Here is a 25,745-nt window from a genome sequence, read left to right on the forward strand (position 1 = left end):
CTAAATTGTGGGGGCTGGCATTTGTGCTGTAGGCAGTCAGGCAGACAGGAGCAGCAGTGATGAAAGGAAAGGGCTGGCAAATGTAAGAGAGTGCACTTTTCCCTGCCGTAACAATGTCAGTGGGACTGCTCTTCTGCTCTTGCCGTGGATGAACTGGCTCAGAAAATCAGGACAGAGCCCAGGATGGCGGCAATGATTTAAGCGGGAGTTATGATGTAAGACCAGTCCGGGCAGATTATGCAATCGATAGCATTGACGGCCGGAGGAAGCCGTTAGCACCTGCTGGAGACTGCATCTGTGAGGTCTGGTGTACAGCAGGGAAAGAGGTCGGGGGACAGGGTTTTGAGCATGGGCACATGACTGCAGCTGCGCACGCCGGGTATGTGATGCAGCTGCTGACATGAATGAATGCCTGGCTGGCGGGCTGGCCGCAGCGCTGGCCGCAGCGCTTTTAGCCCAGCTTGCCTCGGAAGAGATAGACGGCTGTGCTCAGGGTTACGGCGCCAATGGCAAACAGAGGCAGCATCAGGTGGAATACCTGCATGAGCGTCTGACCCTCAAGGTAGATGCGGCGCAGAGCCTCGAGGCCGTAGTAGAAAGGGTTAATCATGCTGACATACTGCATCATCTCCGGCATGGCCGACATGGGGGTAATCATGCCTGACAGAATGATGGTAGGCAGCAAAATAGTAAAGGAAATTACCACTGACTGCTGTGAGGTATCAGTCAGAGCCGAAACAGCCAGACCAATGCCTACGATGCAGACACTGAATACGCTCATTACTGTTACCAGAGCAAGGAAGTTACCCTGGAAAGGAATGTTGAACCACAGTATGCAGATCAAAAACAGTCCCAGTCCCTGAGAGACAGCAATAATAGTAGGAGGAAAGGCCTTGCCAATCAGTATTTCTACAGGAGTGAGCGGAGCCATGAGCATCATGTCGAAGGTACCTTCCTCGCGCTCTCGCGATACTGACAGCGATGACAGCAGTAACACCTGAATCATGGACAGGGCCAGGATCATGCCTGTCATGATGCTGAATCTGGTGTAGTTGTTAGGGTTATAGAAATAGCGGTAATCAAGGTGAATACCGCCTGAAATAGCAGACTGCTGGCGGCGCTGACTGTTGAGATCGCTCACTATGGTCTGCACGTAGCCAAGAGCGGTGTTAGCCGACGAAGTATTGCGCGCGTCGGTAGCCACAAAAACAGTACGGTTTTGGCTGAAGTCACTGGCAATGTAGATGCCCAGCAGGGCGTCACCATGATTGAGGCTGTCATTAAAGCACTGTTCGTCATGGCAGGCTCTGACCAGTTCAAAGGTTTTATTGTTGTTAATCTGATGAACCAGGGATACGGCCGTGGCATCAAAGCTGTCCTGGAAAATGATGTAGGGAACACGCTCAAGGTTAAAGGTGGCACCATAACCAAAGAGTATGGACTGAATGATAATAGGAAGAATCAGGATTTTGCGCGTGCCCTTATCCATGAGCATGACGACAAATTCCTTGCGGATAAGCGACATCAGTCGAATCCATGCAGCAAGTGAAGCACTCATCTATCGTCCCTCTCCTGAATCAGCCTGGCTGTGGTCGCCAAGGTCTGCTGAGTCTGCGTCTGATACAGACGCAGCTGCATCAGCTGCATGACCCGCTGCGACTGCTGCAGCAGGAGCTGCGGCAGCTGCTGCACCGGCACCGGATGGTGCCTGAGCTGGTGCTGCCGGGCCAGCCAGATTGTACGGCCAGTAGCGACGGAAGTGACGGCTGATAGCCAGATAACATCCTGCAGTAAAGATTATGGCAAAGAGCAGCAGAATAGCGGCGTTGCGTACCAGAATGTCGAGACTTCCTCCAGAGAGTATGCAGATTTTGGATGACTCTACCGCATATGTTGGAGGCAGCATATGGGCAACCCAGGAAATAACAGCAGGTATTGAGCGCAGATCAAAAAGAGCTCCTGAGAGCAGGATGGATGGCAGGAAGCTCAGAATAATGGCGTACTCACTTGAAAGGAACTGATTTTGAGTCAGTGCAGAAATCAGCAGGCCAATGAGCACAGCAACATAAAGATAAATGGCCATGGTCAGGACAAACATGAGCACTGATCCTCTGAAAGGCAGGTCGTACAGTAAGAACATGGCCAGGGTGGCCAGCACTCCTCCCATTATGGAAAGAACATAGTAAGGAATAATCTTGGACATAAGCAGCTCGGCTGCTGTGGCGTTGGTGGCCAGAATTCCGGTCATGGTGCCGCGCTCAAACTCACGGGCAATAACAATGGAGCTCATGAAAGCTGACATCAGGGTAAGAATGCCTATGATCTGACCTGCCATCAGATACCAGGTGGACTGATTACTTTCATTGAACCAGCTGCGCGAAATAATCTGAATGTCCTTAACACCTGCAGAGGCAGCTGAACCCGAGGTCATGATATTGCGCTGATTTACTGAACTCAGGTAGGTAACCTGACGGGACAGTCCTTTGATGGACGTGCCACCTGCTATTACCGACTCAATATAGCTGCGGGCCAGTGAGGATGACTGGGCGTCAGATCCGTTGAGCACCACCATTATCTGTACAGGGTGATGAAAGGCTGACTGCGCCACATTGTTGGGAATCATGACGTAGGCACTGATTTCATGGCGCTGCATCAGCGCTTTGGCATCCTTTTCATTACTGACAGCCTGCACATCAAAATAGCTCGATCCCATCATGGCCATGGTAATTTCGCGGCCCACGAGATCATCTATCTGAGGGGTGACCACAGCAACGGAAACAGGCTTGATGTCCATACGCATGCCGGTACCGTAGAGCACTACCAGCAGCAGTGGAATGACAAAGGCTACGATCAGCACTGACTTGTCAGCAAGAATCTGAGCAAATTCCTTACTGATAAGCGCTCTTACATGAACGGGATTAATCATGTCAGGCCTCCTGAATCAATCTGTGCCCCTGCAAAGCAGCGGGCAGCCTGCACAAATCTGGTTTACAGTTACTGACTGACGTCATGCCTGGCAGCATGGCTGTATGCTGCAGCGCCACAGGGCGCAGCTACATACGGTGCTGCTGTGGCCGCCGCAGTTGTTGAAGGTGGCCAGCAGCGGCCTGCACCTGATGCGGGCCGACAGTGGCGCTGGCTGCGTCAGCTGGCGTTGCGGCGCTCCATAACACAGTTGACGAAAGCCTCCTCAATGGAGATACGGTTTGAGCCGTGAACACATATTTCGTCAGGGGTGCCCAGGATAAGAATCTTGCCCTGATCCTGAATTAAAAAGCGGTCGCAGTACTCTGCCTCTTCCATAAAGTGGGTAGTGACAATAACAGTGGTGCCATGAGCTGCAAGACGGGCAATCATGGACCAGAAGGCACGCCTTGAGGTCGGATCGGCCCCTGAGGTTGCCTCATCAAGGAAAAGAATGGACGGCCGGTGAATAAGAGCACATGCCATGGACAGGGAGCGCTGAATACCAAAAGGCAGATTGACCGAGATAATGTTTAAAAACGGTGTCAGGCCAAATACAGAGCATATTAAGCTGATGCGGCTGTCCAGCTCCTGTCCTGTAAGTCCATAACTCTGGCCGAAGTACTCAAGATTCTGTCTGGCAGTAAGCTTGCGATACAGACAGAACTTCTGTGCTACATAACCAATGGTGGCTCGTACCGAGCTCTTGGCATTTTTGAGCTCCATATTGTTGATAAGAATGGTTCCGGCGCTGGGATTAAGCAGAGAGCAGATCATGCGGAAGGTAGTGGTCTTGCCCGCACCGTTAGGACCGAGCAGGCCAAAAATTTCGCCTCTGTAGACCTTGAAGTTGGAGTCATGAACGGCGGTAAAGGAACCAAAGGTCTTTCTTATGCCATCAACAGAAATAATGACCTCGCGTCCTGACTCATCTTTGAGCTCTTCATGCTGCTGGGCAGTAAGCTCAGCTCTGTCCTGATGACGGCTGTCAGGAGTAAAGTCTGCAGCAGCGGCCGAGCCGGCATCATGGCCATGCTCATCTGGCTGTGAGGAGGTAAGGTTGATGTAGGCGTCTTCAAGCACGGGATCACGTGCGCTCAACTTCCAGCGACTGCGGCTTAAATTGCTAAATGGACCTTCCTGTCCTGCAAAAAGGCTCTCCAGATCGCTGTTGAGCTCATCAGGACTTACCGGAGTGCGGGTAAGCAGATCAATGCGGCCCATACGTGGACAGAGGTCCATGATGCAATGGCTGCGCTCGAGCTGACACATCATGGTACGGGCTACCTGCTGATAGGACAGGCTGCTGTCGGGACTGAGGGCAAAACACTGACTGGCTACACGATCGCGCAGTTCCTGAGCGCTGCCTGAATAAATCAGACGGCCGTTCTTAATAAAGATAGTAAGTGACCCTTTTTCTGCCTCCTCAAGGTAAAGCGAGGAGAATATGCAGTAGCTGCCGGTGCGCTCCAGATAATCAGTAATGATGTCCCACAGTTCACGGCGCGAAATAGGGTCAACGCCTACAGTAGGCTCATCAAGCAGCAAAAGTCCAGGGCGGGCGCTGATAGCGCAGGTAAGAGCCAGTTTCTGCTTCATACCGCCAGAAAGTGAACCAGCCTTGTAGTCCTTGAATTTGATTAGACCAACCTGAGTAAGCAGATCATCAAGATAGGCATCCAGAGCAGCCTCCTGCTCATCTGTGCTCCACTCCGATTCCTGGCTGTCCATGGCACAGCTGCCGATACCACCAGTTTCTGTACCGGCACCTGCACGGCCGCCGCCCTCAAGACCAATAAGGCCCATAATGCGGCTCCACATGCTGCCATCAGAGGCACTGCTGTTGCTGGCTGCACTGCTGCTGTCGCGTGCTGTACTGCTCAGGTCGCCTGCTGCACAGGGCCGTGAGCTTTGGGCCGGGACATGCTCAGAGCTGCGCCCAATGCCGCGCCCAATGCCGTGCTCAGCACTGGCATCAGTGCGCAGGGACTGGATATCAAAGTCACGCAGCTTACAGAACAGTCTTAGATTAACTCCGACACTGAGGTCCTCATAAAGACCAAGATTTTGCGACATGTAACCAATGGTGTTGCCGTGAGGGCTCTGGTCCTGGTCAAGAAAGAGGGAAAAGGTACCCTCATCAGGACGGTCGATGCCGGCGATGATTTTAAGCAGGGTTGATTTGCCTGATCCGTCAGGTCCGATCAGGGAAATCATGTGATGTGAGGAGTCAATATGCAGATCAATACCGTCCAGCGCAGAAAGGTCTGAGCCGTCTTCACGGGTAAAGCGTCTGGTGAGTTTATCAAGAGCAATAAGATCAGCCATGATGTTCTCCTCTCTTTACTGAGCGCATGGAGCTTTCAGAATTCAAGAGTCATGGATAGTGTTCAAATGATGCGTGCAGGCTGTAATACCTGGACCGGACCTGCATAGCCCGCCGGTACGGTACGGGCACCGCCTGGACGGCACGGACGGCCGTTAAGAGCACTGCATGGCCTGTACAGACGGCCGGTAAGGGCTCAGCATGGCCTGTACAGACGGCCCGAAAGGGCTCAGCATAGCCAGTACGGGCGGCCGGTAAGGGCACCGCCTGGCCGCTGCGGGCAGGCTGTACTGTCCATGCCTGTGCCCACGCCTGCATGAGCTGCATTGCTGTGGGCAAGGCCTGAGGCAGATCAGCCGGCTTTGACTGTACGGTCCGGAGCCTGACCTTTGAGGTAGACAGTAATGGCCTGACCAAAGCGCAGTACATGCTCTTTGTCGTTTACCTCAACATTGACCTCATAGATGAGATCAGGGCGCAGTTCTTCTGTCTGAACGCTCTTGGGTGTGAACATGGCTGTTGGGCTGATAAAGGAGATACGGCCGCTCAAAGGGGCGTGATAAGGCACCTCGACACTGACTTTCTGGCCCAGTTTGACCAGCTGCAGCTGAGCATCGCTCAGGTAAATACGTATCTTCTTGCTGTCTTCATTGGTGATGGCAAAGATAGTCTCGCCTGAGCCTACATAGTCGGAGATTTCATGGGTACGGGTACGGATAGTGCCGCTGAACGGGGCCTTGATAATACCCTGGGATTCAATTTGATACTTCAGATAGGAAAGCTGTTCTTTACATGCAGTAACACGTGCAGCCTGGGAGGAGATAACCTCCTGACGATAGCCGTTTTCTACTAGTGCAAGCTGTGCCTGAGCTTCAGAAAGTGTTGCCCTGGCTTCGTCATAGCTGGCCCTTGAGCTGTCAAACTCCTGCTTGGAAATGGACTTGCTCCTGAGCAGTGATCTGTTGCGCTCATAGGTGATGGAGGCCAGATCAACTGCAGCCTGACTTTTGGCAACAGCGGCGCGGGCGCTGTCTATTTCTTCTTTGAGGTAACCGTTCTGATACTGATCGAGCAGGGACTGTTCAGCCTGACACTGGGCAAACTGAATACGGATCTGGTGGTCAAGATCCTTGCTGTCGAGTACGGCCAGTACATCATGAGCCTTAACCTGGCTGCCCTCATCAGCATTGAGGGAAACAATCTTTCCGGCTCTTTCAAATGACAGCAGACTGTCCTGAATGTCTACAGTACCGTGTGCCTTATCTGGATCGATACTTTGACGAAAGAGCAGGGCCCATGCAAAAAGCATTACTACTGCCAAAGAGGCAGCGCCAATAAGAACTGATTTTTTCATAAGTCAACAGGACCCCGTCCTATAAGGGGTCACCGCCTCCTGTTCAGGCAGATGCTGAAGATAAAAAGCACAAAGCACGGCGGAGCAGAGCCTGAGCATACCAGCAGGCATGTTCGGCACACCGAATAAAACTGCCTCAGCTACCCGCAAGAAAACCACTGTTATTGCTGAGGAAAGGAATAAGACTTATCGACTGATTACACAATACCCGGTTCATGGGCTTTATTCAGGGGAAAGCATACCCCTCCTCAGGTGCATACACAGGCGTATCCACCAGGAAAAGTAATGGTCGTTGTCAGTATGTATTGTTGTGCCGGTATCAGAGCATGTGAAGCAAAATGTCCGGCTGATGATCACAGTTTATCACATAGCTGCGGGCGTGGCTGGCCATCGCGGGCCCGTGTGCGGGACCGGCACAAAAAACACGGTTTACGGCACGGTTACGGTGTTTAAGGTGCTGCAGTGAGCTTGAGATAACTTCACGAGGGAGGCAAATCAGCCAGCAGGTGATACAGGCTGGTAGCTTTGCTACGTCCAGGCAGGACGGATTGCCGGCGTTGCAGCCCATAGCGCGATGGCCCTGTCATGGCCTTGCCGGCCATGGCCATGCTGACCAGGCCATGACCAGGTGGGGCCTGGTCATGTTAATGGCCATGGTGCTCGGGCAGTGTGGGGAGGGCGGGCACAGCCATGATTGGCATCAGCTCAGGAAGAGCGGGGACAGCCATGAAGGGCATCAGCTCAGGAAGAGCGGGGACAGGGAGTTGAGAACAGCAATAATGGAGATGGAGGTCAGAATATACACAGTGTTGAGATTGCCTGATTCACCGGTAAATTCAGGCACGCCCTTCATGGTCATGATAGGAGCCAGTGAGGTTACAGGAGCCATTACTATGATCATGATGATAAAGCGTACTTCAGAATCATGAGGCAGGAACAGCCAGATAAGAACAGCCATGAGGCCACACAGGGCATAGCGGGTCAGCCATGCTTTGGAAATCATGCGCAGCTGCTCGCCTGTAATCTTCAGCTGGAGCACTATGCCAATAATCATAAAGCACAGCAGGGTATTGGCTCCGGCTATGGTTCTGACAGGTCCCATGATAAAGTCAGGCAGTTGCAGATGCATGGCGGCCAGAATCACGGCCAGAATATAGGTGTAGGAGGGCAGGGATTTGGACATCTCCCTGAAAATGGATTTGAGGCTGATATGCTCGTCTGGAAAGTAGCGTCTGTTCATGTACATGGCCACAGCATAGGAGCCGCCAAAACAGAACAGGGCATTGATGAAGTCAAACATGCACAGGGCCAGGAAGGCCTTGGGACTCATCAAGCTCTGCATGAATGGGATTACGAAGTTGCCGATGTTAAAGCAGGAGATATTGAGCATGTTGAACACGCGGCGGCGCGGATCCCGAGATGAGAAAAAGCCCACCAGCAGCAGAACAAAGCCTGCCGCTATGGACAGCAGCATAATGTCAAACAGCGAGGTATCAAACTGCATGCCGTGAGCTGAGCTCAATATGGCGCAGGGCAGGGTCAGGTACATGACCACAGAGGACATAGCCCTGGCTGTGTCAATATTGACCATCTTAAGGCGCTTGAAAGAATAGGCGATGATGATAATGAGCAGAACGCTCAGACTGCTGTTAAGAGCTGGATTCATGGCAGAGGCCTGAAAATTATGGGCAGCCTGTAAAGCAGGTGCCACCACCGGTCAGGGTTACAAATGGTAAAAGCTGCAGCACACGCGCGGTAAGCCAGCAGGCAATGGCGCAGGGATCAGCAGTCGTGCTGACTGTTGCAACAAGGGGATCAGGGTTATTATAACCCTGTTATGTTACCGGGAACATTGCTGTATAAATCATGTTTTAGCGCCTTGTACTCTGCCTGCCATGGGAGTACGCATCTTCACGCCAGTGGCTGTAGCTGTGCCTGCCATGGGAGTACGCATCTGCCCATCAGCGGGGGCAACTTTGCCAGCATGCGGTCATGATTGCTCATGCTGACCGGGCGTGTTCTGCTCTCTGACTGGTCATGATTATTCTCATCATATAGCTATGATCTTGCTGGCCTGGTGAGCATAATCAGGACTGGTCAGTGAGCGTAATTCTGTTTTCAGCAAATACAAAAAAGTCCAGATCATGTATAAACATGTCTGGACTTTTTGCTTTACAAAACGTAACAGATACCTTTATGGGCGGGCGCCTGAGGTGCACGTTACTGTCAGGTGCAGATGTCAGGACCGGACCTTGAAGTATTTACTGCTACTCCTGGGTGTGTGCTGTTTTGTTTTCGTGAACAAGGGTATTGCGATTGAGCACGAACAGATCAGCATTGATGAAGTCTACAATTTCCTCGCAGGTATTGCCTATCAGAGCAGCGCCGACACCGGCACGGCCATGAGAGCCGATGAAGACGGTATTGGCATGGAGCTTCTTGCAGAGCTTTGGCAGCACATCATCAGGCATGCCCTCTGCAATATGGCAGTTCTCTTCAGGAATATTGTGGTGATGAGCAAAGTCGATAATTCTCTTCTTGTGCTCAGCAAGGATGCTGTCGGCATAAAGTTCCGGGGCATAGTTTGGAACTTCGAGCATCACTGTAGGCAGAACCACCGGTGCACTGTTAACAAGATGGATTGGAGCCTTGGTAATGGTTGACAGGAGCTGAGCCTCACGCAGCAGCAGAACATTCATCAGCTGCTTTTCGTTGGAGGTGAAGTCAACCGCTACCACGATGGAGCTCTGGCTGGTCCACTTGTGATCCTTGGCAATGACCACAGGAATTCTGGAGTGACGCAGCAGGTTCCAGTCGTGAGGGGTGAAGATGATGGAATCGAGCAGGCCATGGTGATTTGCAGCCTTGATCAGCAGGTCAAATTTGCCTGAGTTGGCCTCCAGCAGCATGCCCTCGGAAATGTCACGGGTCCACTTGATAACAGGCTCAATACGCACATTATCAATGTCCATATCGTTATGCTTTTCCAGAGTGGCTGCAATGATCTTGTTCAGCTCTTCACTGGTTACCTGCTCAACGTCCTCATGAGAGGCAATTTCGCTCTTCTTGCCGATAAAAGGAATATCGTTAGAGAAGTCATAAATGAGACGAAGAGCAGTAATAGTTACCTTGGGATTGTAGCGGGCAATCTCAATGGCCCTGTTCAAGGCCAGCTGTTGGTCTTTTTTAGGCTCAATGATGACCAGGATATTATTGTACTGTCTCATCAGCAATCTCCTTAAGCACAGCATGTATCTCCAATGGTGCTGACCTCAAGGGGTGCATGGATCATTTAATGGTGGAGATGTGCTGGCTGACACGCCCAAAAGGTGCTCAAACACTTAACTCTATATTAAGACAATGGGCGTGATATGGACGCAAAACCGCCCATGATGTCTCTCAATTTGTGATTCAGGATCAATATTTGCCCCAAAAGGCCCCGCTGCGGCTGTGCCGTGCCCCTTAAACATTCATGCAGCATGACCAAAACATAAAAAAACAGGCCCGCTATCAGCCATACCAGTTAAAGGATATAAGCTGTGGCGGGCCTGCTCTTTTCTCATAAGCTGGCCATAAGCCTGAAAACGGGGCCGTAAGCATACTCCCGGCACCGCTTACCGGCGCCTGACAGCGTCTCCTTGCGTCGCTCCGTGGAGCGTCGTCACGCCCCGGCCTGGCATCGTGCCCCGGCTTCGCGCTCATGCATGAGTTCGTGCCTGTGAGGCAGTGTGCGTGGTGGAGGCTGAGCCTACATTCTGATCTGACGTGGGCGAATGCCCATGATCAGGCAGGAGATCACGAATACGGCTGCGCCTCCGATGATGAATGCTATGAGCCAGCCAACGGAGACCAGCGTGGTCATCTGTGCCCACTGGGTAAAGTCAGGAGAGAAGTAGCGTACTGATCCTGCCATGATAAGACCGGCAATCAGCGCTTTGAAGATAAATAACAGGGTCTGACGGGAAATACGGTAAATCTTTCTTTTGTGCAGAAGATAGAGCAGCTGTCCTGCGTTGACAAAGGCTGCCAGTGCTGTTGACAGGGCAAGGCCCACGTAATCAAGAGGCCATACCAGAATGAGGTTAAAGACGATATTAGCGGCAATGGCCACAATAGAGCAGCGTACCGGGGTTCTGGTGTCCTGAATGGCAGCAAAACCCTGTACCAGTACTCTTACCAGCATGATGGCACAAAGGCCCGAAACAGAGGCCAGCAGTGAGCTGGAGCTTAAAAGCACATGCTCTTCTGTAAAGGCTCCACGCATGAAAATTACACGCAGAATCGGCTCACGCAGAGCAATGATGCCCAGGGCTGAAGGAATGCCAAGCAGGAGCACCAGGCGTACGCCCCAGTCGAGAGTTTTGTTGTACTGATCGTGCTGGGTTTTGATGTCACAGCGTGACAGGGCCGGCAGGATTACGGTAGAAATGGCTACGGCAAAAATGCCAATAGGAAACTCAAGCAGACGGTCAGAGTAGTAAAGATAGGAAATCGATCCTGTGGCCAGGAAAGAAGCCAGAACGGTATTTACCAGCAGGTTGAGCTGGCTTGCTGACACGCCAAACAGTGCCGGGATCATCAGAGTTCTGATGCGCACAACACCAGGATGACTCCAGCCCCAGCGTGGCAGCACCATAAGTCCAAGACGCCAGATAAAAGGCAGCTGAAAGACCAGCTGGACCACACCGCCAGCGACCATGCCAAGAGAAAGAATGACATTAGGGTCTTCATAGTCAGGGGCAATGAACCAGGCAGTGCCTATCATCACGATGTTAAGCAGACATGGAGTAATAGCCGGAATGGCAAAGGATCCATGAACGTTGAGCACGGAGCTGCACAGGGCGGTCAGCGTGATGAAGAAAAGATAGGGAAAAGTAATTTCCAGAAGGAAAGAAGCCTGGGTGAATTTGTGTGCGTCAGGACCATTGTTGAGCCATGACTCAAACCAGCCCCAGCCAAAAATGGCTGTTACCACTGGAGAGGCCAGCATGCCTATGACTGAAATTACCAGCACAATAAGACCCAGAGTTCCGGCACTTTTGGCAATCAGCTCCTTGAGCTCAGCTGAACTCTGCTCTTTGCTGGTACGGGTAAGTACAGGAACAAAGGCCTGAGCAAAGGCGCCTTCTGCAAAGAGGCGGCGGAAGAAATTGGGAATACGGTTGGCAAAGAAAAAGACGTCAGCCATCAGGCCGGCACCCAGAAGCTGGGCAATGGCAATGTCACGGACCATACCCAGAATACGGGACAGGAAGGTGGCAGCGGCCGTTACCATGCCAGAACGCAGCAGGCGTGGTCTTTTAACTAGTTCGGTCATAAAACAGGCACCACAAATGACATGAATAAACACTGTCCGTCACAGGCCATATAAGGGGCATGCAGTGCCTGCTGCCCGAACCTGTACAGGCAAAACCCCTTATTATCCCATGAACATGCCAAAGCTGCCATGCCCGGACTTTGCTCTTACAAGGCATGCCATGGACAGGTCATGGCCTGGTCATGCCATGCCATGGTCCAAAACTTATCCGGAGCATGAGCGGACCTTGTCCGGAGAGTGTCATTGCACTGTGCGCAGCATGTCGGGCACTGTCTGGAGATTGTCCGTATACACTGTGCAGGAGCATATGCGAGTCCTGTCCGCAGTGCAGGCTGTGGGGCAGTATGCAGCGCGGGCGGGCGGGCTGGCTGACGGCGGCTGCAGGCATGTTTTGTGACCTTTGCTCACTGAAATCAGCCAAGGGAGGTATCGAGCACCATCATCAGGACGAAGCCTGCCAGCACGGACAGGGTGCCCATATCAGAGTGTTCACCAAGCCGGGCCTCAGGAATGAGTTCCTCTACCACTACATAAATCATGGCCCCGGCAGCAAAGGAAAGCAGCCATGGCATCAGAGGTATGAAGAAAGAAGCCAGAAAGACCACAGTCATGGCAGCAATCGGTTCAACCAGTCCTGACAGAGCTCCCATTAAAAAGGCCTTGAAGCGGCTCATTCCGCTGGAACGAAGAGGCAGGGTAACAGCCGTTCCCTCAGGAATATTCTGAATGCCCATACCAATAGTCAGAGCCACAGCTGCTGACCATGCCTCAGGTGTACCTGCAGCGGCTGCTGCAACAAAGGAAATGCCCACAGCCATTCCCTCAGGAATGTTGTGAATGGTCATGGCAAGAAAGAGCAGCTGATGCTGAGGCAGAGAGGTGCGGGGACCTTCCAGAACATTGGTATTGGCGTGCAGGTGAGGCATCAGACGATCCAGAACCATAAGAAAGGCTGCACCGAGAATAAAGCCTCCGGCTACAGGAATGGCCGGCAGCGTACCTTCGCTTTCAGCCCGCTCAATAGCTGGAGCCAGCAGCGACCACATGGATGCGGCGATCATAATTCCTGCTGCAAAGCCAAGTGACAGACGGGTAAACAGAGCAGAGGGGCTGCGACCTGCAATGAAGACGGCAGCAGCACCGGCAGCAGTCATGGCAAAGGTAAAAGCTGTGGCATAGAAGGTAGAGAGCAATGCATCCATAACCAGTCCTTAATATGTGAGGTTTATGCTGATATGTGCAGTATGGCCAGGCTGAATGTGTCAGCGTACTGCCGTGCTGTCAAGGGCAGACGGGCAGAGTGTGCCTGTGCACTGCCGTGCTTTCCGGAGCGGACGGCCTGAATGTGCCAGCGTACTGCCGTACTGTCCTGGGCACACGGGTAGAATGTGCCTGTGCAATGCCGTACTGTCCTGGGCAGACGGGCAGAATGTGCCTGTGCAATGCCGTGCTGTCCGTGGTGGATGGGATGAATCTGCCTGCGTACTGCCGTGCTGAGCCTGATTGCTCCGTGCAGTGCTCATATGGGCAGTGCCTGACAGGGCAGTGCTGGATCGGCTGTATGAGACTTATTGAGCAGGGGCAGTCCGGTCTGACCCTGGTAGTTCCGGGCAATATTCAGCTCAAAAACCGGGTGAATTTACAGGAAATCATCACATATCACTTTGGTGGTAAAAATAGGGGAAATATTCGCCTGCATAATTGGGCAGGTCAGAAATTATTTTAAACGTGACATTGCTCTAAGCAATTGGCATTTAATCGGGATTTGCCTGGGCTTACTAAATTAAAGATCCTTTAAAAATATGGTGATTTTACAGGAGATCTTCATCAGTAGTGATGCAATTTATCAAGTGATCTTCCAGAGCTTTACAGGAAATATATAATGGACCCATCAAAAGTTCAGTGATAATTCACTTTGTAATGTCGCTGAAACGAAACAGAATTCTTGGTCTTGAAAGTGGTAAGGTGGTATTTTTCAAATTCATGCCCCAGTGCACACTTTTAAGATTTGCTCAGCACAATTATTCAGAATACTCATATACTTGCATATGAGTGTCTTTTAACCGGAATGTGACTGCTCTGGCAGAGCGTCCGGTGACAGACAGGTGATTCGTTTTAAGGAGCTATAGATGTCTTTAATCAATAAGGAAGTTGCAGATTTCACCGTTCAGGCCTACGTAAACGACTCTTTCAAGGAGGTCAAGAAGGCTGATCTGTTAGGCAAGTGGTCTGTATTCTTCTTTTACCCAGCAGATTTCACTTTCGTATGCCCAACCGAGTTAAAGGATCTCGCCGAGAAGTATGAGGAGTTCAAGGCTATCGGCTGTGAAGTCTACTCTGTATCCTGCGATACTCACTTTGTTCACAAGGCATGGGCTGACGCCTCTGAGACCATCAAGGCCTGCAAGTTCCCAATGCTGGCTGACCCAACTCAGGCTCTGGCCAAGGACTTTGAGGTTCTCATCGAGGATGCCGGTTTAACCGAGCGTGGTACTTTCGTTATCAACCCAGAAGGCAAGATTGCTGCTTACGAAGTTTCCGCCGGTAACGTAGGCCGTAACGCTGACGAGTTACTGCGTCGCGTAAAGGCTTTACAGTTTGTTGCTGAGCACGGCGACCAGGTTTGCCCAGCCAAGTGGCAGCCAGGTGCAGCTACCTTAAAGCCAGGTCTTGACTTAGTAGGTAAGCTCTAATTAACCGCTGGATTACCAGCAGTTAACAGGCTGAATATGCCAGGGTTTTGTACCCTCAAGGAAGTCCCCGTAAGGGGACTTTCCTGTATATGCAGGCGTATTTTGTCATCCTGCAAATAAAAGCCCCCAGGCATTCGTATCAACAGTAGGACACTGTCAGCGGATCCGGGGGCTTTTTGATTATGCACGCAAGGGGTCTGTAAGTTGTGCATAAATAGTTAGCTATAGCTAACTTTATGTATATTAGCACGTATCTGTGCCTTAGTAAAAGCAGTTCACTGCAGTTAATGCAATTGGGCTTACTGTGAGCGCTTTTCAGGCATGTCACTTTTCGGCCGCAAGGGCCGTGTAGTAGTAATTTGAGCATATCCGCCCGCCAGAGTAACAGTTAAGACAGGGAAACACCTCCGTAAGTAATTAGCCCGGCACAGCGCACCATTTAGATGGACGCCACTTCATGTGCCGGCAGCTGCCCACTCTCAGGCATGACCTGGGAGGCATTGCGACAGAGAAGCGACTTACGGCCTGCGACTGCATGAAATTCAGCCTCAGAGGCTGAGCCGCCTTTGTTTTTGCAAACGATTTCATAAGGACGGCTGTCTGGGGCTCGGCAATGATGCCTGTAAGCGGGGCTGTGCATTATTAAGGTAACAATGTTTATGAGCACTAATGACAATTTATTTGATGCCATTATCGTAGGCGGTGGTCCTGCCGGTTTAACAGCTGCCCTCTATCTGGCCCGTGCGCGTTATCGTGTACTGGTGCTGGAAAAGGACCGTTTTGGTGGTCAGATCACCATTACTCATGAAGTTGTGAACTATCCGGGCATTGAGAACACCTCTGGTGAGGCTCTTACCGAAACCATGCGCCGCCAGGCTGTGAATTTCGGTGCCGAGGTTAAGCTTGCTGAAGTTACCGACCTCAAGCTTGATGGCGATATCAAGGAAGTTGTTACCAACCGTGGCACCATGCGTGCTTTTGCCGTGCTGATCTGTACCGGTGCCAACCCGCGTCATATTGGCTTTACCGGTGAGGCTGAGTTCCGTGGTCACGGTGTTGCCTACTGTGCCACCTGTGACGGCGAGTTCTTCACTGGCAAGGAGCTGCTGGTAATAGGTGGCGGCTATGCTTCAGCTGAAGAGGCCATGTTCCTGACCCGTTACGCTACCAAAGTAACTATTCTGGTACGTAAGGATAGCTTCTCCTGTGCCCGCTCCATTGCTGATGAGGTAATGGCCCACCCTAAGATCAATGTGCTCTTCAATCACGAGCTCAAGTCTGTTGAGGGCAATGACATGGGTATTACCAGTGCCAGTATCTTCAACAACAAGACAGGTGAGACTTTTGAGTACAAGGCCGCTGACAACGATACCTTTGGTGTATTCGTCTTTGCCGGTTATGTACCAAATACCGCTCTGGTCAAGGACAAGGTAGCTCTCAATGAGCAGGGCTACATCATTACTGATCATAATCAGGGAACCAGCGTGAAGGGTGTTTTCGCCGGCGGCGATGTCTGCATCAAGACTCTGCGTCAGGTGGTTACTGCTACTGCTGATGGTGCTCTGGCAGCTGCTGCCATGGAAAAGGTTGCAGCTCAGATGCATGACAAGACCGGTCTGGTACCTGAGGTGCCAAACGCTACCCGTAAGGCTCCCCAGGAGAACCGTGCCTCTATCGCTCCTGAGGCAGCCGGAAGCTTCATTTCACCTGACTTCATCCCACAGCTCAATGCTGTATTTGAGCGCATGACTTCCAAAGTTACTCTGCGTGTACACACCAGTGGTGATGACAAGGGCAATGAGTTACTCAATGCCATGAAAGAGCTGGCAGCTCTGTCTGACAAGCTGTCACTCGACACCACCTCTGAGGGCGAGCATCTGCCATTTGTTGAGTTTGTCCGTGAGGATGGCTCTTCTACCGGCATGGCTTTCCACGGTGTGCCTGGTGGCCATGAGTTCTCTTCCTTTGTACTGGGCATGTATAACGCAGCCGGTCCTGGCCAGCAGATTGAGGACAGCGAGCTTCAGGCTGTGAAGGCCATTGATAAGGACGTAAAGATGCAGGTACTTATTTCCCTGTCCTGCACCATGTGTCCTGACCTCGTGGTTGCCGCCCAGCGCATGGCCTCCTTAAATGACAAGGTCACTACCCACGTCTATGACGTAGGTCTGTACCCTGATATGCGCAATGAGTACAAAGTCATGTCCGTACCTTGTCTGGTAGTAAATGGCCAGCAGATTAGCTTTGGTAAGAAGCAGCTTCCAGAACTGCTTGATTACTTAAAGAGCGTCAGCGCCATATAAGACCCTCAGTATCAGGGCTCTTATAAATCCCCACAGGAGCACAACTCCTGACGTTTCAGGACTGTAAGACATCGATAAGGCCACTCGGCCAAAGAGCCGCAACCATATGCTAAACAGCCTGCAGGGCTGACAGCTTTCTGCTGGCGCAATGTTGCAAGCAGCTTAGTCACCTGGGCAGTGAACCCATGGACAGTGAAACCATGGCAGTATGCCCAGGACAGTGAACCCAGGGCAGTATGCCCAGGGCAGTATGCCCAGGACAGTATGCCCATGGCGTTGTGTCCGGGCAGCGTGTCCCTGAATTACCTGAAAGACCAGTTTCTGATTGTTCGGAGACTGGTCTTTTGTTTTCAGTACTGCGCGGACTGCCTTTGAACAATCAGGTGATGCTGCTGGCGCCAGGTTGATGAAATGCAGTCCACTGCAAGACTCTGCAGTGGTATTGATGTGGCGGGAGCTTAAGCTGGAAACTTGTGCCGCAAAACAGTGCGCTGGGGCATGGACAGGTACAAGGGCAAAAATTGTTATCCCAGATTGCGGTGCATGGGAGGGGTGTTTTTGAGGTGGTTTTATAATTGGTCAGGGCCTGTTTACGGGTTTGTGGTTAGCTGTAGCTAACATGGTGTTGATTGCTGTTATATTAACAGGGCTTATCAAGTGAAAAATTTGTGTTACTCAGCTTGTTGACATGGTTACACAGAACGGTTAGCATAGGCTAACCCGAGCAGGAAAACCTGGAGAGGAATGACAGCTTCTCCTTTGTTCATTGCAAGGCGGTTTTTTCCATTGTGTGTATCCTCAGGACCCTTAATTCCCATTGGCGTTTGTTCAAGCTCCAATGGGGATTGAGGGTCTTGCTTTTTTGGAGCATGCAAGCTGGCCAGGTATGGCTCTATCCAGGTGGCCACGCAGCTGGCTCTGGTGCAACTGCAGGCTGTTCCCGGTGGCAGTACGCGCAGCCGTCTTTGGAGCATGGCATGATGCAGCACGTGCAGCAGTCTTTGCTGCTGCCCTGCAACGGTAAGATTAGTGGAGCGGTAAGTGTTTTTGCGGGCAAATTCAGCGGCAGCGTGCTAATATTGCCTGATTAGATGAAGAAATGCCTCATAACAGCCATATTACCGCACAGCCATAAAGTGGCATTACAGCCATCTGGTGGCATTGAAGTCATGAGGTGGCGTGACAGCCGTCTGGTGGCATTACTGCCATCGCGTTGCGTGGCACCATGGATTGGGATAGCAGCCATTGGGCGGCTTGGCATTCTCAGGCAGCCGATTGCCCGGGAAAGAGCTGTATTGTTTGCAGTGATGCCATGGTGCGGACGTGAGGGATTAAAGTGAGGGGAGGAAAAATGAGCGAAAGCCAGATTCCATCAGAAAACTTAAGCGAAATTCTTTTCAAGCCAAAGCATGATTATATTGAGACCTCACTGATCTCAAATTCCGGCTGTCCTCTGCCTGATTCAGGTGACGGACTGCACTTCATGGGCTCCCCTTTCCGCGCCAGATGGTACCGACCTTTAAATCTCTATACCTGGACCTATCTTGGTGCCAACAGTCTTGATATTGAGGCTGCTCTGTCCAATATTGTCATAAGCTCAAATGATCGCTCACGTCCTGAGTGTTTTGATACCGTATCCCAGTACGGTGCCGGCAACTGGATCTATGAGTTCAGTGCCATAGCCCAGAGACGTGTTATGAGAGGCCGTGAAGCTACTGAAAGAGGCGATTTGATTGAGGCAAGTCACCAGTACCGTATGGCATCACGTTACTTTGCCATTGCTGCCTACCCAAACCTCAAGGGTGACGTTCTGGCTGCACAGGCATCACTTCTGGGCCGTCAGTCCTATCGCAAGATTTTCAATGACGAGCAGCGCCTTGGACATTACGAGGAGCTGACTTTCAATGTGCGCGGCGAAAAGGTAACCGGCTACCTGCACAGTGTGGATAACAGAACACTGCAGCCATGTGTCATCGTGGTTTCTGCCTATGGCGATACCTCAACTGACTACTATGGTCTGTTCAGCAACTACTTACGTAAGATGGGCATTGCCATTTTTGTTATCGACATGCCAGGTATGGGGGATGCCAGCAAGATTGTGCTCGATGCTAACAGCTCAGATGTGCTTGAAGCGGCTGTAGACTTCCTGCGCGATCGTGTGCCATTTATTGACCGTACTGCCATTGGTGCCATGGGCTACCGCTTCAGTGCAACTCCTGTAGCCCGTCTTGCGCTGCTGCGTCCTGACCTTTTCAAGGCCATTGCCCTTGCAAGTCCGGCCGTTCACTCAGCCTACCTTGACCACAAGCTGCTCAACAGCATGCCTCTGTCAGCCCGTTCCTCGCTTGCCAACCGTCTCAACCTTGATGCCAGTGGCTGGGATACCATTGTGCCTCAGATGCAGATGCTGTCTCTCAAAAAGCAGGGTCTGATTGGCTATCATGCCTCAAACACCATTCCGGTGCTTACTATCTTCACTCCTATTGATCTCAAGTTTAATGACGATGATCTGGCTGTTGTCAATCAGGCTTTCAAGAACAATCACGTCATCAAGCACAAGCAGATTCGCGTAAGTCAGTTTGCGCCTAAGTTGTTCTCTGAAATCAGCGATTTCTTCAAAGAAAAGCTGCTCAACTGATCCGGGATCAGCGGCATGACCGATCCCTCTTAAACAAGGTGCATCCGTCCCGCCTGGGATAAGGTAAGAGCACTGTATAAAGACAGGGCCGGAGTGTCATACTCCGGCCCTGTCTTTATGAGCACAGCACCGCTGACGTTCTGATGCCTTGCTGCTGACTGCGCTGCACCGGAACGCAGGCATTGCCCTGGCATCACAGTGATGCCAGGCTGGCGGTGGCGCCATTGTGGTGCGGGGCATGGTGTTTCGCCGGGACGGCCTTGTGCTTATAATGGTGATTCACTGAATTTTGCCCGGCAGCGGGCCTGAGATGGCCACAAGGCGAACTCAGGTGCAGCCATCAGGATGAATTTTCATTTTGCTTTGAGCACAGAAGATACAGGCAATACTGGATATGCATAAAGAACAGGTCAGCCGCAGCGGCTGTCAGACCAATGGTGAGACAGAAGGTCAGAATATAGTTATCAAGCTTGGTACCAGCACTCTGACCAGAGGAAAAAACAGTCTCAATCGTGCCCACATGCTGGAGATTGTTCGTGTGGTAGCCCAGATGAGACAGCTTGGTCACAGGGTTACTCTGGTGTCATCAGGCGCCATGGCCGCAGGTCGTGAGCTCGTTGCCTCTCATGCTTCTCTGCCCCCGGTTTTAAGCTCCAAGCAGCTGCTGGCCTCTGTAGGTCAGGGCCGTCTTATTGAGGTCTGGGCCAGTCTTTTTGCCATTTATGACATACACATTGGTCAGATTCTGCTGACCCGTGCTGACCTTGAGAATCGTGAGCGCTTTTTAAATGCCCGTGATACTCTATTTGCTCTTCTGGATAATGGCATTGTTCCTGTCATCAACGAAAATGATGCCCTTTCAACAGCCGAGATTAAGGTGGGTGATAACGACACTCTGGCCGCCATTACCTCCATAGCCATTGAGGCTGACAAGGTCATTCTTCTTACCGATCAGAAAGGTCTGTTCGAAGCCGATCCGCGCAGCTGTCCTGATGCAAAGCTGATTCGTGAGGTCAGGGAAATTGATGAAAAGATTATTGCTCTGGCAGGCGGTTCAGGTACCACTTTAGGCACTGGTGGCATGTCCACCAAGGTTAAGGCAGCCGATATTGCAACCCGTGGCGGCGTTGAGCTCATTATTGCTTCAGGTGAAGATCCTGGCATTATGCTGGACCTCATAGAAGAGCGCGGAGACGGCACTTTCTTTAGAACAGGTGATCGTCCCAAGGAGCTGCGCAAGGTGTGGCTGGCCTCAACTACCAGACCATCAGGACGCATCATTGTTGACGACGGCGCCGCTGCAGCTCTTACAGAACGCGGCTCATCACTGCTGCCGTCAGGCATTAAGAGTGTCGAGGGCGAGTTCCTGCGTGGGGCTGTGATCGAAATTGACAGTCAGCAAGGTAAATCTCTGGCAAAAGGTATAGTGCGCTATACTTCAAATGAATGCGAACTTATCAGAGGATGTAAATCCGAGGAAATCGAGAGTCGTCTTGGCTTTTCCCACGGGGTGGTCATTCACCGCAACGACATGGTAATGCTCTAGCCTCATGTCGGGGCTGCGAACCCTGAACGGTGCGCCGGGCGCGCAGGTGGCGCGCATGGCAGCACAGCACGCTCGCAGCTTTACAGACACGGCGCTTCTTACAGTTTGCAGCCGCGCTGTTGCGGAGCTGTCAGAACTTTGAGAAAGACCCTGTGTAAACAGGGCCGGTTTTTTGCAGGGGGATAATCAGCTCCCTGACAATGAGCTGTACAGGTCCGGCAGGAGCAACATGTTGAAAGCTCTGAGCCCGGATACGGTGTGACAGCATGGTGCTGTCAAAGACCAGCACAACAGGGCCATATGGTCATACCTGGCATACAGGGAATGTTTTCCCTGAGATAAAGGGAGGTGCTCTGAACAGCGCTTTCAGAGAACCAGGTGCACAGGAAATTAAGCAGGTTAACTATGGGTTTTGGAATTGATATGCACAAAGTCGGCTATACAGCCGCACTGGCCAGCCAGCAGCTTGCCATAGCCAGCACTAAGGACAAGAATGAGGCTCTTGCCGCTATTGCTTCAGTGCTCAAGAAGATGGAGAAATTCATCATGGACGTCAATGCCAAAGAAGTATCTGACGCCACGAACCGTGCTCTGCCGGCTTCTATCATTGACCGCATGACCCTTAACAATAAGCGTTACTGGGAAATGATTGATGGCATTGAGCGTGTCATTGATCTGCCTGATCCTGTAGGCCGTATTATCGATGGTCACGTGGCTGAAAATGGCCTGCATATTTCCCGCCGCCGTGTTCCTCTGGGTGTTGTGGGCGTTATTTACGAGTCCCGCCCTAATGTCACTATCGACATTGCAGCTCTGTGCATCAAGTCAGGTAATGCCTGTATCCTTCGTGGCGGTTCTGAGTGCTTCCAGACCAATCTCACTCTCTTTGAGCTCATGGAAGAAGCCCTGTCCAACAGTCCAGTTCCTTCCAGCTCAGTAAACCTGATCAAGTCTACTGACCGTGATCTGGTTAACAAGCTGCTTACTCTTGATGAGTTTGTGGATGTTATCATCCCACGCGGCGGCGAAGCCCTGCACCGTATGTGCGTCAAGCACGCTACCATACCGGTAATTACCGGCGGCTTTGGTGTTGGTCACATTTTCGTGGATGCCTCTGCTGACATAGAACGTGCTGTTGATGTCATTATTAATGCCAAGGTGCAAAAGCCTTCAGCCTGTAATTCTTTAGATACTCTTCTGGTACACCGCAGCCGTGCCCAGACCCTGATCAATGCACTTGCTCCTGAGCTTGAAAAGCACAATGTCGTGGTCCATGCCCATGGTGAAATGCATGACCTTATGATTGACTATCCATTACTCGGTCAGTGCTCGGATAATGATTTAGATACCGAGTTCCTTGGCCTGAAGATGAATATCGTCATTGTTGAAAGTGTAGGTGAGGCTATCCTGCATCTGCGCCGTCACAAGGCTATTCACTCCGATGCCATCCTGACCAATTCCATTGGCAATGCCGAGCTCTTTGAGCGCTCGGTACCATCTGCCTGCGTATACATCAATGCCTCACCACGCTTCTCTGATGGTGGTCAGTTTGGTATGGGCGCCGAAGTAGCCGTTTCCACACAGAAGCTGCATGTACGCGGCCCTATGGGACTTGAGGCTCTGACCACCTACCAGTACACCTGCCGTGGCGACTATCTGTGCCGTGAATAACAGCAGGATGTCAGGACCGTCAGGGACAGTATGAAAATTTCATGAGGCCAGCCAGGCATTGCCAGGCTGGCCTCAGTTTATTTAGGGCCCTGGTAGATGACTGTGGCCGGACAGCCTCAAAAGTTATGGCCAGACAAGTGGATGTGAGGAAATGGCGATATTGGGCGGCTGGCAGGGACTTTTCGCTGGAGCAGGGGCAGTCAGTTGCTGCTGGATGCAGCTTGCTGCAGCGTGCTCTTTTTGCGCCTGCAGGGTGCACATAAAAGGGTGAGATTGGAATGAATCGATGTTTTTGCAGTCAAAATTTAGAGTAAGTCATAGTTTTGGATTAAAGGGTTTTTAATATCTCAGTAGCTTTGCAATAATGAAATCAGAGCAATTATCTCTATAAAATTTAGAGTAAGGAGGAGATATGGCTTATAAGGTTTTAGTGCTGGTCAAACCAAAGGAAGATCAGCCAGCTCTGGAGCGAGCCGCCGAATTTGCCCGTTTTATGCCGGATCTTGAGCTGGTTCTGTTTCGCGTAGTTACCGACTTCACTGAAGATAAGCGCACTGAGCTTGAGGATCGCTACAAGCGAGAGGTTGGAGCTCTCATGAGCCGCTATCCAAGCATTCAGAACTGGAGAGTACAGGTTGATTTTGCTGATGACGTTGCCAGGGCATTCTGCAATTACGCAGGCAAGAAGTCCGAGCAGTTCGATCTGGCTCTGATTTCTGCCAACCGTCGTCATACCTTAAAGGACTTATTCTTCTCTCCAATCGATTCGCAGATTACCCGCAGCGTTCCTATCCCTGTCCTGGTAGTCAAGGATGCTCAGGCTCCACAGCGTCTTGATCGCGCTATCGTACTGGCCATTGATTTTGATGAGGCCAATCACGAGAAGTTCATCGACGAAGTGCTCATTACCGCAGCCAAGATCTTTGCTGAAAACTTCAACGGTGAGGTGCATGTGCTCAACTGTGTACCTCCGGTACATGGTGGCCTGATGGGCGGTGATACTCATCTGTCTATTATGATGGGTTCATCCAAGCCATCAACCCGTCCAGAAATACACACTGCTGCACTCTACGAGTTTGCTGACAAGCACGGCATTCCACATGAGCGCTGCCACGTAGCCGAAGGCCGTGTCGATGAAATGATTCCACGTGTGTGCAGCAATCTCGAAGCCCGCATGGTATGCATGGGCACCTCCTCTCGTGACGGTGTCTTAAGCGCTTTTGATCAGAGCGCCAGCGAGCTGGTTCTTGAGCAGATCAAGGGTGATATCTTCATCGTAAACCGTCATGTACGCTACGATCAGAGCAATCTGCATGACTGATTAAGACCCCGGGTCCTTAATTCCCTCGGCTTATGACGGGAACACAGGACGGGGCAGGGCCCCGCAGTTTATGCGGGGCTTTTTTGTCTGTATGTTGTTAACTACACAGAAAAATACATTTTTCTGTGTCTGCAGACCCGCACGGCCCTGACAGCTCATTGCTGTCATAGTCTTGCCGGTCTGCAGGCACAGCCGGCATCATGATTTACGGGCTTTGCTCCTACAAAGGCACAGTCCGACATCTCTGCCTGCAGGAGCCGCACACAGGCACAGCCCGCAGGCACCGCTACCAGGCAAAGGCTGCAGGCTCTGCCCGCAGGCGCCGCTGTGGCGGTCAAGGGGCAGTGCACGGGCAGAGGATGGCATTGTGCGGTCCAGCCTGGGCTTCGGGCCTGCGGCAGCTGGTCAATGCTGATATGCCAGGGGGATGCCAGGCGTGATGCTGTATGTTATGTGCAATTACCCTGGACATGAGCATTACTGAAAGTCAGAGGTCACGGCAGGACAGGTCGCGCCAATAGAGCGCGCTGCGTGCGCATCAGTCGCGCTGCCCTGAAGCGACATCTGTGCTTATCGAGGATCCGGGGCCGGCCCCGTGCCAGGCTGCTCCATGGCACCATTGTACCTGGCGCAGGCAGGGGGCATTTGTTTTTCCTGCAGCTTTTATCAGAAACAGGCTTTGTCTGCTGCAGGTCTCAGGATTAGTTTATGAGTGACATACGAATTAGACCATTTAAGTGGAGTAAGGACTTTAATCAGATTTTACAGGTGGCACGTGAGGTATGGTTTGCTGATAAAAGCCATGTGGTAAGCACCCTTAACACAGTGAACTTCATGCTGCACTACATGAACCAGGCTACCACTTTGCTGGTGGCTGTCGACAGCAGTGACAGGTTAATGGGCATTCTTGGTCTGACCAACAAGGTGGACCGTCCGGAATTTCGCAAAAACCGCTTTATCTGCTGCCGCGCCCGTTTTTATGAGCATGCAGCCAAGGCTCTGCTCTATTTCTGGCCGGGCGCTTTAAACTCCCGTCTGTTCAATGAGCTCTTCTTTGCCAATTACGACAGATTAAGAAAAATGGTGCCGGACCTGAGTGCTCCGGAGTTTCTGGTCATGATCGTCAATCCTGAATCCAAGGGCATGGGTGTAGGCCGCAAGCTGGTAGCTGCAGGAGAGGAAATCCTGCGCAATCAGGGCTTTAAGAGCTACTACCTGCTGACTGATTCAAGCTGTGATTACGGCTTCTATGATCACCTGGGCATGACGCGCGCTGTAGACGTCAACATGAGCTTCTCCATCCGTCATGTCCCTGAGTATGATCATTACTTAAACTGCTTCCTGCGCGGCCTTGTCTACACACAGGACCTGCGTGAGCCGCACCAGGACTCAGCCAAAGATCAGTAAGGCCAGGGCTGGGCCTCAGTCATGGACTCAGCTCCGGGCTTAGCCAAAGGAGCAGGCCAGAGCCTGAGCCCTTAACCATGCTCACGGCCTCGGGCGGCAGCCCTGCCTTACAGGCAGGGCTGGCCGTACGGCCAGCGGTGGCGGCGGCACCTGCCGCTGCGCCAGGCAGCTATACAGTATTACAATCTCTGCAGCCATAGCCTTA

16 protein-coding genes are annotated in these 25,745 nt (G+C 51.8%); 8 read left to right on the forward strand and 8 right to left on the reverse strand.

Annotation, left to right across the window (positions count from 1 at the left end; genetic code table 11):
• Positions 1-451: 451 nt before the first annotated feature.
• The 8 genes from MXE41_RS07535 to MXE41_RS07570 form a co-directional block, all read right to left on the reverse strand.
• Complete coding sequence (locus MXE41_RS07535) at positions 452-1,558, reverse strand: ABC transporter permease (protein ID WP_247100056.1); 1,107 nt, start codon at positions 1,556-1,558, stop codon at positions 452-454.
• Entirely contained in the window at positions 1,559-2,926 is a 1,368-nt protein-coding gene (locus MXE41_RS07540; protein WP_247100057.1) for an ABC transporter permease, read from the reverse strand.
• Positions 2,927-3,144: 218 nt separating this feature from the next.
• Positions 3,145-5,292 (reverse strand): ATP-binding cassette domain-containing protein, encoded by a 2,148-nt coding sequence (locus MXE41_RS07545; protein ID WP_247100058.1) that lies wholly within the window; start codon positions 5,290-5,292, stop codon positions 3,145-3,147.
• A 350-nt stretch (positions 5,293-5,642) separates the two neighbouring features.
• On the reverse strand, positions 5,643-6,644 hold the full coding sequence (locus MXE41_RS07550) for an HlyD family efflux transporter periplasmic adaptor subunit (RefSeq protein WP_247100059.1): 1,002 nt from the start codon (positions 6,642-6,644) through the stop codon (positions 5,643-5,645).
• A gap of 736 nt (positions 6,645-7,380) precedes the next feature.
• Entirely contained in the window at positions 7,381-8,310 is a 930-nt protein-coding gene (locus MXE41_RS07555; RefSeq protein ID WP_247100060.1) for an AEC family transporter, read from the reverse strand.
• Positions 8,311-8,911: 601 nt separating this feature from the next.
• Entirely contained in the window at positions 8,912-9,871 is a 960-nt protein-coding gene (gene uspE, locus MXE41_RS07560) for a universal stress protein UspE (protein WP_247100061.1), read from the reverse strand.
• Positions 9,872-10,392: 521 nt separating this feature from the next.
• Positions 10,393-11,961, reverse strand: a complete 1,569-nt coding sequence (gene murJ / locus MXE41_RS07565; protein WP_247100062.1) for a murein biosynthesis integral membrane protein MurJ — start codon at positions 11,959-11,961, stop codon at positions 10,393-10,395.
• Between the two features lie 413 nt (positions 11,962-12,374).
• Positions 12,375-13,163: a ZIP family metal transporter gene (locus MXE41_RS07570; protein WP_247100063.1), complete on the reverse strand. Its 789-nt coding sequence runs from the start codon at positions 13,161-13,163 to the stop codon at positions 12,375-12,377.
• A gap of 359 nt (positions 13,164-13,522) precedes the next feature.
• Between MXE41_RS07570 and MXE41_RS07575 the strand changes: the two genes are divergently transcribed.
• The 8 genes from MXE41_RS07575 (at position 13,523) to MXE41_RS07610 (ending at position 25,540) form a co-directional block, all read left to right on the forward strand.
• Positions 13,523-13,687, forward strand: a complete 165-nt coding sequence (locus tag MXE41_RS07575; protein WP_247100064.1) for a hypothetical protein — start codon at positions 13,523-13,525, stop codon at positions 13,685-13,687.
• 403 nt (positions 13,688-14,090) lie between these two features.
• Entirely contained in the window at positions 14,091-14,654 is a 564-nt protein-coding gene (ahpC, locus tag MXE41_RS07580) for an alkyl hydroperoxide reductase subunit C (protein WP_246977975.1), read from the forward strand.
• A 659-nt stretch (positions 14,655-15,313) separates the two neighbouring features.
• Positions 15,314-16,957 (forward strand): FAD-dependent oxidoreductase, encoded by a 1,644-nt coding sequence (locus tag MXE41_RS07585; RefSeq protein ID WP_247100065.1) that lies wholly within the window; start codon positions 15,314-15,316, stop codon positions 16,955-16,957.
• A gap of 1,351 nt (positions 16,958-18,308) precedes the next feature.
• Positions 18,309-19,595 (forward strand): alpha/beta hydrolase, encoded by a 1,287-nt coding sequence (locus MXE41_RS07590; protein WP_247100066.1) that lies wholly within the window; start codon positions 18,309-18,311, stop codon positions 19,593-19,595.
• Between the two features lie 394 nt (positions 19,596-19,989).
• Positions 19,990-21,141: a glutamate 5-kinase gene (proB, locus tag MXE41_RS07595; protein WP_246977972.1), complete on the forward strand. Its 1,152-nt coding sequence runs from the start codon at positions 19,990-19,992 to the stop codon at positions 21,139-21,141.
• A 417-nt stretch (positions 21,142-21,558) separates the two neighbouring features.
• Entirely contained in the window at positions 21,559-22,812 is a 1,254-nt protein-coding gene (locus tag MXE41_RS07600; protein WP_246977979.1) for a glutamate-5-semialdehyde dehydrogenase, read from the forward strand.
• Positions 22,813-23,224: 412 nt separating this feature from the next.
• Positions 23,225-24,133 carry a universal stress protein gene (locus MXE41_RS07605; RefSeq protein WP_247100067.1) on the forward strand — a complete coding sequence of 303 codons (909 nt, stop codon included), beginning with the start codon at positions 23,225-23,227 and terminating at the stop codon, positions 24,131-24,133.
• Between the two features lie 708 nt (positions 24,134-24,841).
• On the forward strand, positions 24,842-25,540 hold the full coding sequence (locus MXE41_RS07610; RefSeq protein WP_246977970.1) for a GNAT family N-acetyltransferase: 699 nt from the start codon (positions 24,842-24,844) through the stop codon (positions 25,538-25,540).
• Positions 25,541-25,745 lie beyond the last annotated feature (205 nt).

This window comes from Anaerobiospirillum sp. NML120449 (assembly GCF_023051105.1).
Taxonomy (GTDB): Bacteria; Pseudomonadota; Gammaproteobacteria; order Enterobacterales; family Succinivibrionaceae; genus Anaerobiospirillum.

Coding starts and splice junctions, on each gene's coding strand:
- MXE41_RS07550 (WP_247100059.1), bottom strand. CDS start 6,644: ATGAAAAAATCAGTTCTTATTGGCGCTGCCTCTTTGGCAGTAGTAATG.
- proB (WP_246977972.1), top strand. CDS start 19,990: ATGCATAAAGAACAGGTCAGCCGCAGCGGCTGTCAGACCAATGGTGAG.
- ahpC (WP_246977975.1), top strand. CDS start 14,091: ATGTCTTTAATCAATAAGGAAGTTGCAGATTTCACCGTTCAGGCCTAC.
- uspE (WP_247100061.1), bottom strand. CDS start 9,871: ATGAGACAGTACAATAATATCCTGGTCATCATTGAGCCTAAAAAAGAC.
- MXE41_RS07605 (WP_247100067.1), top strand. CDS start 23,225: ATGGCTTATAAGGTTTTAGTGCTGGTCAAACCAAAGGAAGATCAGCCA.
- MXE41_RS07585 (WP_247100065.1), top strand. CDS start 15,314: ATGAGCACTAATGACAATTTATTTGATGCCATTATCGTAGGCGGTGGT.
- MXE41_RS07540 (WP_247100057.1), bottom strand. CDS start 2,926: ATGATTAATCCCGTTCATGTAAGAGCGCTTATCAGTAAGGAATTTGCT.
- MXE41_RS07555 (WP_247100060.1), bottom strand. CDS start 8,310: ATGAATCCAGCTCTTAACAGCAGTCTGAGCGTTCTGCTCATTATCATC.
- murJ (WP_247100062.1), bottom strand. CDS start 11,961: ATGACCGAACTAGTTAAAAGACCACGCCTGCTGCGTTCTGGCATGGTA.
- MXE41_RS07545 (WP_247100058.1), bottom strand. CDS start 5,292: ATGGCTGATCTTATTGCTCTTGATAAACTCACCAGACGCTTTACCCGT.
- MXE41_RS07590 (WP_247100066.1), top strand. CDS start 18,309: ATGAGCGAAAGCCAGATTCCATCAGAAAACTTAAGCGAAATTCTTTTC.
- MXE41_RS07610 (WP_246977970.1), top strand. CDS start 24,842: ATGAGTGACATACGAATTAGACCATTTAAGTGGAGTAAGGACTTTAAT.
- MXE41_RS07575 (WP_247100064.1), top strand. CDS start 13,523: ATGAGACTTATTGAGCAGGGGCAGTCCGGTCTGACCCTGGTAGTTCCG.
- MXE41_RS07570 (WP_247100063.1), bottom strand. CDS start 13,163: ATGGATGCATTGCTCTCTACCTTCTATGCCACAGCTTTTACCTTTGCC.
- MXE41_RS07535 (WP_247100056.1), bottom strand. CDS start 1,558: ATGAGTGCTTCACTTGCTGCATGGATTCGACTGATGTCGCTTATCCGC.